13 protein-coding genes and 5 tRNA genes are annotated in these 12,338 nt (G+C 42.3%); all 18 read right to left on the bottom strand.

From position 1 onward, the window contains the following. Positions 1–51: 51 nt before the first annotated feature. The 18 genes from rpoB to ABD960_RS01170 all read right to left on the bottom strand — a co-directional run bounded on the left by rpoB (position 52) and on the right by ABD960_RS01170 (position 12,309). On the bottom strand, positions 52–3,855 hold the full coding sequence (gene rpoB / locus ABD960_RS01255) for a DNA-directed RNA polymerase subunit beta (RefSeq protein ID WP_345329014.1): 3,804 nt from the start codon (positions 3,853–3,855) through the stop codon (positions 52–54). 178 nt (positions 3,856–4,033) lie between these two features. Then, the gene (gene rplL / locus ABD960_RS01250) at positions 4,034–4,417 is read right to left on the bottom strand and encodes a 50S ribosomal protein L7/L12 (protein ID WP_345329013.1); all 384 of its coding nucleotides are present in this window, start codon (positions 4,415–4,417) and stop codon (positions 4,034–4,036) included. Between the two features lie 63 nt (positions 4,418–4,480). Further along, positions 4,481–5,002 (bottom strand): 50S ribosomal protein L10, encoded by a 522-nt coding sequence (rplJ, locus tag ABD960_RS01245; protein WP_345329012.1) that lies wholly within the window; start codon positions 5,000–5,002, stop codon positions 4,481–4,483. 2 nt (positions 5,003–5,004) lie between these two features. Next, positions 5,005–5,703, bottom strand: coding sequence for a 50S ribosomal protein L1 (rplA, locus tag ABD960_RS01240; RefSeq protein WP_345329011.1), 699 nt, complete (start codon positions 5,701–5,703; stop codon positions 5,005–5,007). Positions 5,704–5,725: 22 nt separating this feature from the next. Then, entirely contained in the window at positions 5,726–6,169 is a 444-nt protein-coding gene (rplK, locus tag ABD960_RS01235; RefSeq protein WP_232176955.1) for a 50S ribosomal protein L11, read from the bottom strand. 186 nt (positions 6,170–6,355) lie between these two features. After that, positions 6,356–6,898, bottom strand: a complete 543-nt coding sequence (nusG, locus tag ABD960_RS01230; RefSeq protein ID WP_345329010.1) for a transcription termination/antitermination protein NusG — start codon at positions 6,896–6,898, stop codon at positions 6,356–6,358. 12 nt (positions 6,899–6,910) lie between these two features. Further along, positions 6,911–7,105: a preprotein translocase subunit SecE gene (gene secE, locus ABD960_RS01225; RefSeq protein ID WP_232176957.1), complete on the bottom strand. Its 195-nt coding sequence runs from the start codon at positions 7,103–7,105 to the stop codon at positions 6,911–6,913. A 26-nt stretch (positions 7,106–7,131) separates the two neighbouring features. Further along, positions 7,132–7,202, bottom strand: a tRNA-Trp gene (locus tag ABD960_RS01220). A gap of 103 nt (positions 7,203–7,305) precedes the next feature. After that, positions 7,306–8,493: an elongation factor Tu gene (gene tuf, locus ABD960_RS01215; protein WP_232176958.1), complete on the bottom strand. Its 1,188-nt coding sequence runs from the start codon at positions 8,491–8,493 to the stop codon at positions 7,306–7,308. A 48-nt stretch (positions 8,494–8,541) separates the two neighbouring features. Continuing rightward, positions 8,542–8,613: transfer RNA gene (locus ABD960_RS01210), tRNA-Thr, on the bottom strand. Positions 8,614–8,702: 89 nt separating this feature from the next. Beyond that, positions 8,703–8,775, bottom strand: a tRNA-Gly gene (locus ABD960_RS01205). An 85-nt stretch (positions 8,776–8,860) separates the two neighbouring features. Beyond that, positions 8,861–8,941 (bottom strand) — tRNA-Tyr (locus ABD960_RS01200). Between the two features lie 36 nt (positions 8,942–8,977). Then, a tRNA-Thr gene (locus ABD960_RS01195) sits at positions 8,978–9,050 on the bottom strand. Positions 9,051–9,304: 254 nt separating this feature from the next. Further along, positions 9,305–9,652 (bottom strand): ribosome hibernation-promoting factor, HPF/YfiA family, encoded by a 348-nt coding sequence (gene hpf / locus ABD960_RS01190; protein WP_345329009.1) that lies wholly within the window; start codon positions 9,650–9,652, stop codon positions 9,305–9,307. A gap of 12 nt (positions 9,653–9,664) precedes the next feature. Further along, complete coding sequence (locus tag ABD960_RS01185; RefSeq protein ID WP_345329008.1) at positions 9,665–10,558, bottom strand: tyrosine-type recombinase/integrase; 894 nt, start codon at positions 10,556–10,558, stop codon at positions 9,665–9,667. Between the two features lie 94 nt (positions 10,559–10,652). Then, positions 10,653–10,847: a 30S ribosomal protein S21 gene (gene rpsU / locus ABD960_RS01180; protein ID WP_228952509.1), complete on the bottom strand. Its 195-nt coding sequence runs from the start codon at positions 10,845–10,847 to the stop codon at positions 10,653–10,655. 104 nt (positions 10,848–10,951) lie between these two features. Continuing rightward, the gene (locus ABD960_RS01175; RefSeq protein WP_345329006.1) at positions 10,952–11,479 is read right to left on the bottom strand and encodes an adenine phosphoribosyltransferase; all 528 of its coding nucleotides are present in this window, start codon (positions 11,477–11,479) and stop codon (positions 10,952–10,954) included. Next, positions 11,476–12,309 carry a helix-hairpin-helix domain-containing protein gene (locus ABD960_RS01170; protein WP_345329004.1) on the bottom strand — a complete coding sequence of 278 codons (834 nt, stop codon included), beginning with the start codon at positions 12,307–12,309 and terminating at the stop codon, positions 11,476–11,478. The genes ABD960_RS01175 and ABD960_RS01170 overlap by 4 nt, the downstream gene beginning before the upstream one ends. Positions 12,310–12,338: the final 29 nt, after the last annotated feature.

Here is a 12,338-nt window from a genome sequence, read left to right as displayed (position 1 = left end):
TTTTAAAGGACTGAATTAAATCAATAACTCAGTCCTTCAATAACTCTATAATTATTCCAGTGTGATATCCAAGCCTAAGCCGCGCAGCTCGTGAACCAATACGTTGAATGATTCCGGAACTGATGGTGTAGGCAGGTTTTCACCTTTAACAATAGCTTCGTAAGTTTTGGCACGGCCGATAACATCGTCCGATTTAACGGTAAGTATCTCCTGCAGGATATTGGCTGCACCGAATGCTTCCAGTGCCCAAACCTCCATCTCACCAAAACGCTGACCACCAAATTGTGCTTTACCACCCAATGGCTGTTGCGTGATAAGCGAGTACGGACCGATTGAACGGGCGTGCATCTTATCATCAACCATGTGGCCCAGTTTAAGCATGTAGATAATACCTACAGTAGTTGGCTGGTCAAAACGATCACCTGTTAAGCCGTTGTAAAGGTAAGTTTGCCCCGATTCAGGAACGCCCGCTTTCTTAATCCACTCCTCAACCTCTTCGTGCGTAGCACCATCAAATATCGGGGTAGCGAATTTTACGCCAAGCTCCTTACCGGCCCAACCTAATACGGTTTCATATATCTGCCCAAGGTTCATACGCGAAGGTACACCCAGCGGGTTCAATACGATGTCAACCGGCGTACCGTCTTCCAGGAATGGCATATCCTCATCACGTACAATACGTGCAACAATACCCTTGTTACCGTGGCGGCCAGCCATTTTATCACCTACTTTAAGCTTACGCTTTTTAGCGATGTAAACCTTAGCCATCTGAACAATACCTGACGGAAGCTCGTCGCCCACGCTGATCGCAAATTTATCGCGACGGTAAGCGCCCAGTTCCTCATTTACCTTGATGTTATAGTTATGAAGCAGCAATTTAATCTGATCATTCTTATCTTCATCAGTAGTCCATTTGGTCGGGTTGATGTTCTCGTAGTTTAGCTCAGCAAGAATTTTTTGCGTGAACTTGACGCCTTTAGCTACAAACAGCTCCTTGTAAACGTTATAAACACCTTGTGATGTTTTACCGTTAACAATTTCGAACAACTTATCAACCAAAGTAGTCTTAAGCTCTTTTAAAGCTCTGTCATGCTTGGTATCCAGTTTCTCTAACTGCGCTTTTTCTTCAGCTTTCGAAGTCTTTTTAGCACGTGAGAACAGCTTGGTATCAATTACCACACCGCTTATAGACGGCGGCGTTTTCAATGAAGCATCCTTAACATCGCCTGCTTTATCACCAAATATCGCACGTAACAGTTTCTCTTCTGGTGAAGGGTCTGATTCGCCTTTAGGGGTGATTTTACCGATCAGGATGTCGCCTTCCTTAACCTCGGCGCCAACGCGGATGATACCGTCTTCGTCAAGGTCTTTGGTAGCTTCTTCTGATACGTTAGGAATATCTGCAGTCAGCTCTTCCTCACCACGCTTAGTATCCCGCACTTCAAGCTCGAATTCTTCAACGTGTAATGAAGTGAATATATCCTGCGATACAACACGTTCTGAAATTACGATCGCATCCTCAAAGTTATAGCCTTGCCAAGGCATGAATGCTACTTTAAGGTTACGGCCTAATGCCAGCTCGCCATCTTGTGTTGCGTAACCTTCGCAAAGCACCTGGCCTTTCTCCACCCTTTCGCCTTTTTTAACAATCGGCTTAAGGTTCATAGTCGTGCTCTGGTTGGTTTTCTTGAACTTGGTCAGTCTGTATGATTTTGAATCGCCATCGAATGAAACCAGGCGGTCAAGCTCGTTACGGTCATACTTAATACGGATCTCGTTAGCATCAACATACTCAACCACACCATTGCCTTCAGCATTGATCAGGGTACGAGAGTCTTTCGCTACACGGCCTTCCAAACCGGTACCTACAATTGGCGCCTCAGGGCGTAAAAGCGGCACGGCCTGGCGTTGCATGTTCGAACCCATCAATGCACGGTTAGCATCATCATGCTCCAGGAACGGGATCAGTGATGCAGCGATAGACGTGATCTGGTTTGGCGCAACATCCATGTAATCCAGCCTTTCAGGCTCAATTACCGGGAAGTCACCCTCGAAACGAGCTTTAACGCGCGGAGTATCAAAGTTACCTTTATCATCGTACATGGCGTTTGCCTGTGCAATGGTTTTGCCGTCTTCGTCCTCTGCTGATAAATACACAACAGGCTCTTCAACCGCTACCTTACCATCAACCACACGTTTGTACGGTGTTTCGATAAAGCCCAGGTTATTGATCTTGGCGTGAACGCACAGTGATGAGATCAAACCGATGTTTGGACCTTCCGGAGTTTCGATAGTACACAAACGACCGTAGTGCGTATAGTGAACGTCACGAACCTCGAAACCGGCACGCTCACGAGAAAGACCACCGGGACCTAAAGCTGAAAGACGACGCTTGTGCGTAATCTCCGCCAATGGATTGGTTTGGTCCATGAACTGTGAAAGCTGGTTGGTACCAAAGAATGAGTTGATCACTGACGACAGTGTACGCGCGTTGATCAGGTCGGTTGGCGTGAACACCTCGTTGTCACGAATGTTCATACGCTCACGTATGGTACGGGCCATACGTGCCAAACCTACACCGAATTGAGCATAAAGCTGCTCGCCCACGGTGCGTACACGACGGTTTGACAAGTGATCGATATCATCCACCTCTGCTTTTGAGTTGATCAGTTTGATCAGGTATTTAACAATGGCGATAATATCCTGCTTGGTTAATACTTTGATCTCTTCAGAAGTATCTAACTTAAGCTTACGGTTAATGCGGTAACGACCCACATCACCCAAATCATATCTTTTATCAGAGAAGAACAAACGATCGATGATACCACGGGCGGTTTCCTCATCAGGTGGTTCAGCGTTACGTAACTGGCGGTAGATGTGCTCAACCGCTTCTTTCTCCGAGTTTGAAGTGTCTTTCTGTAAAGTATTATATATAATGGTATAATCGCCACTGGTTGATGCATCTTCCTTATTCAGGATGATGGTTTTTACACCGGCGTCAATTATCATATCAATATGATCGTCTTCCAGTATGGTTTCGCGCTCCAGGATGATCTCATTACGGTCGATTGATACCACTTCGCCGGTATCCTCGTCCACAAAATCTTCCACCCATTTTTTAAGCACCCTTGCAGCAAGCTTACGGCCAATAAATTTCTTCAGGCCTGATTTGCTTACCTTAACCTCGTCAGCCAGTTCAAACAGCTCAAGGATGTCCTTGTCTGAATCGTAACCAATGGCGCGAAGCAGCGTGGTAACCGGGAATTTCTTTTTACGGTCAATGTAAGCATACATAACGTTGTTCACGTCAGTAGCAAACTCGATCCATGATCCCTTGAACGGAATTACACGGGCAGAGTAAAGTTTGGTACCGTTGGTGTGGCGGCTCTGGCCAAAGAACACACCCGGTGAGCGGTGCAATTGCGATACGATAACGCGCTCTGCACCATTTATAACAAAAGTACCTTTCGGTGTCATGTAAGGGATGGTACCCAGGTACACGTCCTGTACTATTGTTTCAAAATCTTCATGCTCCTCGTCATTACATGATAACTTAAGCTTTGCTTTTAATGGCACGCTGTAAGTCAATCCGCGCTCAATACATTCCTGTATATCGTAACGTGGCGGATCAATAAAATAATCAAGAAATTCAAGAACGAAGATGTTCCTTGAATCTGATATAGGAAAGTTTTCGGCAAATACTTTGAACAACCCCTCTTTATAGCGGTTGTCTGAAGTTGTTTCCAATTGAAAAAATTCCCGGAAAGATTGTAACTGAACATCCAGGAAATCCGGGTATTCCAATACCTTACGGCTGGTTGCAAAGTTTACTCTTTGATTTTTTGTGTTTGCCAAGGGATTAAAATTTTAGTTTACTTATATTGTCAGATATGAGTTTTCTTTCCTGATTCATAACGATTTGAGAACTATCTGTATACCCATATCTGCTCTCTCAAATCTAAAACCTGTATAAACAGCAATAGACCCCGACCTAAAACGGTCGGAGTCTGATGCTATTGTGTGTTGGGTTAAATTATTTAACCTCAACTACAGCTCCGGCTTCTTCTAATTGTTTTTTAAGCGCCTCAGCTTCTTCTTTAGTTACACCAGCTTTTAATTCTTTTGGTGCACCGTCAACAAGATCTTTTGCTTCTTTCAAACCAAGACCGGTTAAGTCTTTTACTAATTTAACTACAGCTAATTTCTGACCGCCAGCTTCTTTCAGGATAACGTCGAATGAAGTTTTCTCAGCAGCAGCAGGAGCAGCGTCGTCGCCACCAGCAGCAGGAGCAGCAACAGCAACAGCTGCAGCAGCAGGCTCAATACCGTACTCGTCTTTTAAAATCTGAGCTAATTCGTTTACTTCTTTTACTGTTAAGTTTACCAACTGTTCAGCAAACGCTTTTAAATCTGCCATTTTATTTAAATTTTTACTTTAATACTTTGTGTTTGTTAATTGCGAACTTTAATAAGGTGTTCGTTAACCTTCTCTTTCTTGTAATGTTTTCACAATACCTGCCAATTTGTTGCCGCCTGATTGAAGGGCAGAAACAACGTTTTTGGCTGGTGATTGCAGTAATCCGATGATCTCGCCAATCAACTCTTCTTTTGACTTTAATTTGGTCAAAGTATCAAGTTGGTTATCACCAATAAATACAGATGAATCAATATATGCTGCCTTTAATACCGGTTTGTCACCTTTTTTTCTCAGTTGTTTAATCAACTTGGCCGGGGCTGTTGCTGATTTTGAGAAAAGTATAGATGATGAACCTTTTAATACATCATATATCGGATCAAAGTCTCCGCCTGCAGCTTCCATAGCTTTTTTGATTAAGCTGTTTTTAGCTACCTGTATTTTGATATCATTCTCAAAACACTTACGACGGATATCATTGATTTTTGCAACCGTTAAATCAGCGGTATCAGTAATATAGAAATTACCGTACTCTTTGATTTGCTCAGTAAGGGCAAGAACAAGTTCGTATTTTTCTTCTTTATTCATGATTAGATCCCCGCTACTGTTTTGGTTTCAACTTCGATTCCTGGCGACATAGTTGAAGAGATGTGGATACTCTTGAAATATGTTCCTTTTGCTGCTGATGGTTTTAATTTAGAGATGGTCTGTAAAATTTCCAGAGCATTCTCATAAATTTTATCAGCAGGGAAAGATGACTTTCCTATTGAGGCATGGATGATACCGGTTTTGTCAACCTTAAAGTCGATTTTACCAGCTTTTACCTCAGTTACCGCTTTACCGATCTCGGTAGTTACGGTGCCTGATTTAGGGTTAGGCATCAGGTTACGCGGGCCTAGTATACGACCCAAACGACCTACCTTAGCCATAACACTTGGCATAGTGATGATAATATCAACATCAGTCCATCCGCCTTCAATTTTGGCAATATAATCATCCAAACCTACGTAATCTGCACCTGCGTCTTTTGCTTCCTGCTCTTTGTCAGGCGTGCAAAGTACCAGTACACGTACAGTTTTACCGGTTCCATGAGGTAAGGTGGCTATACCACGCACCATTTGATTGGCTTTACGCGGGTCAACACCTAAACGTACATCTATATCTACTGATGCATCAAACTTGGTTAAGGTAATTTCCTTTACCAAAGCAGATGCATCCTGTAATGAGTATGCTTTATTGGCCTCAATTTTGGATAGTGCCGCTTTTTGATTTTTTGTTAATCTTGCCACTGTCTTAAACTGATTTTAAAAATTAATTGTTCCAGGGAGCCGTACCTGATACGTTGATCCCCATGCTGCGCGCAGTACCTGCTACCATTTTCATGGCCGATTCAACTGTGAACGCGTTTAAGTCAGTCATTTTATCTTTAGCGATGGTTTCTACCTGTTCCCAGGTTACTGTAGCTACCTTTTTACGGTTAGGCTCAGCTGAACCACTTTTTAAACCTGATACCTCAAGCAACTGGATAGCTACCGGAGGGGTTTTAATGATAAAATCAAATGACTTGTCAACGTACACAGTAATAACCACAGGTAACACTTTACCAGGACGATCCTGGGTACGTGCATTAAACTGCTTGCAAAACTCCATGATGTTCACACCTTTTGCACCCAATGCAGGGCCAATTGGAGGAGATGGATTTGCAGCGCCGCCTTTAACTTGTAGTTTTACTAACGCACCGACTTCTTTTGCCATTTTTGTTCTACTTTAATTAATTACTCAATGTTAGTAAGTGGAAGCTATGTAACATTTAAGATCTTTAGCGGAGGAGTATTGAGATGATGAGGTTTGAGACTCGCTCTCTTCTCTCGTTCCTATTATATGTTTAAGAGATCAAACTCCGCAAGAATTGCTTTTTACGGTATTTGATCTCCTTATGTTTTATTCCTTTTCTACCTGCATGTAATTCAATTCAAGCGGCGTGCGGCGCCCGAATATCTTCACCATTACCTTCAGTTTCTTCTTCTCTTCGTTCACTTCTTCAATCACCCCGCTGAAACCGTTGAAAGGCCCGTCCATCACCTTTACATTCTCGCCCACATAATATGGTACGTTTATGGTTTCGGTTTGGGCGGTCATCTCGTCAACCTTACCTAAAATACGGTTAACTTCTGATTGGCGTAACGGTATGGCATTTCCGGCTTTATCACCTAAAAAGCCTATTACGCTGTTTATGTTTTTTATGATGTGCTCAAGCTCACCATCCAGAGCGGCTTCCATTAAAACGTAGCCCGGAAAGTAATTACGCTCTTTAGCGATCTTCTTTCCATCGCGCATCTGGTAGTATTTCTCGGTTGGTATTAGCACCTGGGGCACCAAATGTGAAATACCTAAACGACTAACCTCGGCATCAATGTATTGCTTAACCTTTTTTTCTTTACCACTGATGGCCCTAACTACATACCATTTTAACTGATCACTCATCCTATCAAAAAATTAAGCCAGTGAACTATAGAATTGTTTCAGAACATAACCAATCAACTGGTCCATCCCGAAAATAACCGCCGAAATGATGATAGCTGCCACCAACACTAAAATAGCGCTGTTAAGCAACTCTCTCCAGGTAGGCCAGGTTACCTTCTCGGTCAACTCTATGTACGACTCTTTTATATACTCAGTTACGTTAGCCATTTTAGTGTTTGCTCTCTCTGTATAAGCACGGGAACAAGGATTCGAACCCTGATCAAAGGTTTTGGAGACCTCTATTCTACCGTTGAACTATTCCCGTGTGATTAGTATTGTTATATTAAACAAAGTACTCAGAATCGCTTCCGAGTACTTTGTTTTATAATTAACCTAACCTTTTACTGCTATCGCAGGATAAGGAGAGATTAGTTTAAGATCTCAGTTACCTGACCAGCACCTACTGTTCTGCCACCTTCACGGATAGCGAAACGTAAGCCCTTTTCCATAGCGATAGCGTTGATCAGTTTTACAGTGATCGTTACGTTATCACCTGGCATAACCATTTCTACACCTTCAGCAAGTGAAATTTCACCTGTTACGTCAGTTGTACGGAAATAGAATTGCGGACGGTATTTGTTGAAGAATGGAGTGTGACGGCCACCTTCAGCTTTTGAAAGTACGTAAACTTCTGCTTTAAAATCTGTGTGAGGAGTTACTGAACCTGGTTTACAGATAACCATACCACGACGGATATCAGTTTTCTCAATACCACGTAACAATAAACCTACGTTGTCACCAGCTTCACCACGGTCAAGGATCTTACGGAACATCTCAACACCGGTAACGGTTGATTTTAAGTTCTCAGCACCCATACCCAGGATATCAACAGGATCACCAGAGTTGATCACACCACGCTCGATACGGCCGGTAGCAACCGTACCACGACCAGTGATTGAGAACACGTCCTCAACCGGCATCAGGAATGGAAGATCTGTCAAACGTGGAGGGATTGGAATGTAGTTATCTACAGCATCCATCAACTCCATAATTTTACCAACCCATTTCGGATCAGCGTTTAAGCCACCAAGTGCAGAACCTTGGATAACTGGAATATCATCACCTGGATATTCGTAGAATGATAATAATTCACGAATTTCCATTTCAACTAATTCTAATAATTCCGGATCATCAACCATGTCAACTTTGTTCATGAAAACAACAAGTGCAGGTACACCTACCTGACGAGCTAACAGGATGTGCTCACGGGTTTGTGGCATCGGACCATCAGTTGCAGCAACTACGATGATTGCACCGTCCATCTGAGCAGCACCGGTAACCATGTTTTTCACGTAATCCGCGTGACCTGGACAGTCAACGTGTGCGTAGTGACGGTTAGCAGTTGAGTACTCAACGTGTGCAGTATTGATTGTTATACCACGCTCTTTTTCTTCAGGAGCAGAGTCGATTGAATCGAAAGAACGAGCTTCAGATAAACCCGCATCAGCTAATACTTTAGTAATTGCAGCTGTAAGGGTGGTTTTGCCGTGGTCAACGTGACCAATAGTACCGATGTTTAAGTGCGGCTTACTACGGTCAAACTTTTCTTTTGCCATGATTTATATTAATTTGTAGGTTAATTTAACTTTGTATTTATATACCTGAGCCAACAATGGGATTTGAACCCATGACCTCTTCCTTACCAAGGAAGTGCTCTACCCCTGAGCTACGTCGGCTTATTTTTCTCTTTCAGTTTACAGTTGCCAGTTTTTAGTTTGCAGTTAAACTGCTTGCTGCGAACCACCTTCTGCATACTATGTATCTGAGCGGAAGACGAGGTTCGAACTCGCGACCTATAGCTTGGAAGGCTATCGCTCTACCAACTGAGCTACTTCCGCTTTTTTTTAAACTCTAAAATCTAAATCCCAAACCCTCAGTATCAACTTCCGGATTTAGTATTTAGATTTTTAGAATTCAATAACGTGGGGAGAGAAGGATTCGAACCTTCGTAGCCGAAGCAACGGATTTACAGTCCGTCCCATTTGACCGCTCTGGTATCTCCCCATTTTTGTTATTCTCGAATTTTGAAACTAACAAAAGAGCCTCCTATCGGGATCGAACCAATGACCTACTGATTACAAGTCAGTTGCTCTACCAGCTGAGCTAAGGAGGCTTATACTTTTCAACCTTGTCCTCTCTGCATCTTCCCGCAATTGTGGGTGCAAAGATATTAATGGTTTATTAATTACAAACTTTATTTTTTATTTTAATGAACGTCCTTTTTTCGTGTTCGGGCGCGCTTAAAGCACCCTTCCGAAATGGACTGCAAATCTACACAATTTAAATGCGCCTGCAAATTTTTTCACAAAAAAAATCGGCAGGTTAAATACCTGCCGATTTGCTGTTTGATTTACAGTATTATACAAATTATATTTCGTACTCAGCGTTGGTTAAAATAGCTTTTTTAGCCGCTGCTTCGGTTGCGTTTTTCTTTTGTTTATGTTTTTCTATTTGCTTGCGTAAGCCTTCAATGGCAAGGTCGGTTGCTTCTTCAAACGTTTTACATTGCTCCTTGGCAAATAGTTGGCTGCCCGGAAGCTGCAATTTTATTTCAGTTACCTTATTTGCTTCGTCCTCAACATTCTCCAGTTTAAGATAAACCTGTCCGCTAACGATATGATCGTAAAACGTATCGAGTTTATCGGCCTTCTTCTGGATAAAGTCTAACAATTTTTTGTCTGCTGTGAAATGAATTGATTGCACTGTAATTTTCATGTTTCCTCCTTTTTATGCCTTGGGATGGGCGAGTTTATAAATAGACTTTAATCGTTCAACTGAGTTATGCGTATACACCTGAGTTGCGCTGAGGCTGGCATGCCCCAATAATTCCTTGATAGCATTCAGGTCGGCGCCTTTGTTTAAAAGCGTGGTTGCAAAAGTATGCCTCAGCACGTGCGGGCTGCGCTTTTTTTGGGTTGATATGTAGGAAAGGTATTTTTGCACGATCAAATAAATTAGTTTCGGATAGGCCATTGCTCCTTTATTTGTAACGATTAGCGTTAACAAATTGTTATCAAAATTTTGATTTTTCTTTAACTCCAGGTATTCGGCAAGCAATATGCATAACTCGCGGTTCACCGGAACTATTCGTTGTTTATTGCGTTTACCCAAAACTTTTATAGTGCCCTCATAGGCGTTATAATCTGTCTCTTTCAGGCCGATAAGTTCTGCGAGGCGTATACCGGTACCAAATAGTAATTCTATCACCAGTTTATTGCGCCGGCCTTCAAAACTGCCATCGAAAACAGTTTCGCTGTCAAGCAATCGGCTAAGCTTATCATCATCAACCACTACCGGCAGCGTTTTAGGTATTTTAGGGGTATTAATTTTTGCCGCCGGGTTAACGGCAACTAGCTGTTCCTGCAATAAAAATTTAAAGTACTTGCGCAAAGTGGCTACTTTACGGTTAACACTGCGTGCGCTGCGTTCATCTTCGTCCATCAGGGTAACCATCCAGGCGCGAATGTCGTGATGCGAAATTTCGGAGTGATTTTGAGGCGGGTTCCCTCCTATTGTGAGGTAAGCGAAAAACTGCTCCAGATCTGAACGGTACGCGGCAACCGTGTGCGGCGAATACCTTTTCTCAAACTGTAAGTAATTTATAAAACGCTCTAAAAACATAAAAACTATTTGCGCATTCGTGTAAATTGAATGTACAAATAGTTTTTAATATGTTTTATAGAAAAACTGAAAATTCTTGATCGGTTGAAAAGAATTACGCAGTAGTATCTAAGTTTAAGCCTTGTTTGTAGATAGCGTTTTTAACTACCGTGCGGCGAGTAACTGATTTTTTCTCGAAAGCCTGGCGGCTGCGAAGTTCTCTTAAAACACCAGTTTTTTCAAATTTCTTTTTGAAGCGTTTTAACGCTTTATCTAATGATTCGCCTTCTTTAACGTTGATAATGATCATATGCTCTAAATACCTCCTTTCAGGGACGACAAAGGTAGATATAAAGTTTTAATTTTTAAAGTGCTGATTGCGTTTTATTTTAATGATTAATAAGCACTTGTATTTTAGTACTCGGCCAGTACAATAATATTATCGCTAACTGACGCTATACGCTCGCGGCCGTTTAAAAAACCGAGGCCCACTACAAAGGTAAAACCGGCCACTTTGCCGCCCATCTCCTGTATAAGTTCGCTGGCTGCGCTTACGGTACCTCCTGTAGCCAGTAAATCATCATGAATTAATATCCGCGCGCCAGGTTCAAAAGCATCGGTATGCAATTCAATGGTGGCGGTACCATATTCCAGATCGTAAACCTTTTGCTTTACGGCAAACGGCAGCTTACCGGCCTTACGCACGGGCACAAATGGTACGCCCAGTTTGTTGGCCAAGGTAAGCCCAAACAAAAAGCCCCTGCTTTCAACACCGGCAACGGCATCAATGTGTTTGCCTTTAAGCTGCTCAACAAACGCGTCGGTAATGACGCTGCATAATTCAGCATCCTTTAATATAGGGGTGATATCTTTAAAAACTACTCCAGGCTTCGGAAAGTCAGGTATATCGCGTATGGCCTGCTTTATTTTTTGCGCTATCATTTAAATACTAAATATGGCTTTATCTTATTTATAGTTGCGGCGTCTAATATCGCAATATCTGCTAAATCATTGGCCGATAAATATTCGCCGTGCTGTAACCGGTATTGTACAATGGCGTTAGCCTGCTTGTAACTCAGGTAAGGCAAACGGTTCAGTTCGTTAGCTTCCGCCGTGTTAATGTCAATCTTTTTAATAGATGCCGGATTTACTTTAACCTGGCTGACTATTTCCCGGTACTTATCTGCATCAACACCATAAACTTCGAGTAATTGTTGCTTACTGTGAAAACCGCCGAGCAATTCCCTGTACTTAACAATCCGTTTTGCAAAGGCGGGGCCTATACCATAAACGGTTTTTAGCATCGCGGTATCTGCGCTGTTTAACTCCAGCGGCACGGTTAATTTAACTTTATGCGCATAACCAGACTTACCTTCGGGCAGGTCAATAAAGGGCTCAAGCTGTTTATATTTATCTGACGAAATACTGTAAAGCTTAGCTACATCTGCCTTGGTAAAAAACCTACCTCCTTTTTGTTTATAATGTATAATAACAGCGACCTGCCTTTCAGTTAAACCCAGCCCTTGCCAGCCCGATGATGATAGTGTATCAGGATTGAACTTTTTTATTCCCGATACAGCATATTTAGTTTCGACAGGTGCGCTAGTTAACTTACTCACGAGAGCTATTAACGCCTTATCATCAATAACATCAGCGGTGATATCACTTACATAAAGCTTAGCAATAAGTACAAGTATAATGATACAGAATAATACAACCAGCCCATTCCACGTTTTTTTAGTTATTGCCAGCTGCTTATTTAAATATGACATATTGAATGGGCTACACTATCAATATTAGA

Origin of the sequence: Mucilaginibacter defluvii, assembly GCF_039543225.1 — a bacterium.
Lineage (GTDB): Bacteria > Bacteroidota > Bacteroidia > Sphingobacteriales > Sphingobacteriaceae > Mucilaginibacter > Mucilaginibacter defluvii.
Note: the sequence above shows the minus strand (reverse complement) of the source record. Positions and strands in the feature narration are given on the sequence as shown.

What these genes read in the sequence shown, in the direction of transcription:
- rplL (WP_345329013.1), bottom strand. Translation starts at nt 4,417, where the DNA reads ATGGCAGATTTAAAAGCGTTTGCTGAACAGTTGGTAAACTTAACAGTA.
- rplJ (WP_345329012.1), bottom strand. Translation starts at nt 5,002, where the DNA reads ATGAATAAAGAAGAAAAATACGAACTTGTTCTTGCCCTTACTGAGCAA.
- rplK (WP_232176955.1), bottom strand. Translation starts at nt 6,169, where the DNA reads ATGGCAAAAGAAGTCGGTGCGTTAGTAAAACTACAAGTTAAAGGCGGC.
- nusG (WP_345329010.1), bottom strand. Translation starts at nt 6,898, where the DNA reads ATGAGTGATCAGTTAAAATGGTATGTAGTTAGGGCCATCAGTGGTAAA.
- secE (WP_232176957.1), bottom strand. Translation starts at nt 7,105, where the DNA reads ATGGCTAACGTAACTGAGTATATAAAAGAGTCGTACATAGAGTTGACC.
- tuf (WP_232176958.1), bottom strand. Translation starts at nt 8,493, where the DNA reads ATGGCAAAAGAAAAGTTTGACCGTAGTAAGCCGCACTTAAACATCGGT.
- hpf (WP_345329009.1), bottom strand. Translation starts at nt 9,652, where the DNA reads ATGAAAATTACAGTGCAATCAATTCATTTCACAGCAGACAAAAAATTG.
- ABD960_RS01185 (WP_345329008.1), bottom strand. Translation starts at nt 10,558, where the DNA reads ATGTTTTTAGAGCGTTTTATAAATTACTTACAGTTTGAGAAAAGGTAT.
- rpsU (WP_228952509.1), bottom strand. Translation starts at nt 10,847, where the DNA reads ATGATCATTATCAACGTTAAAGAAGGCGAATCATTAGATAAAGCGTTA.
- ABD960_RS01175 (WP_345329006.1), bottom strand. Translation starts at nt 11,479, where the DNA reads ATGATAGCGCAAAAAATAAAGCAGGCCATACGCGATATACCTGACTTT.
- ABD960_RS01170 (WP_345329004.1), bottom strand. Translation starts at nt 12,309, where the DNA reads ATGTCATATTTAAATAAGCAGCTGGCAATAACTAAAAAAACGTGGAAT.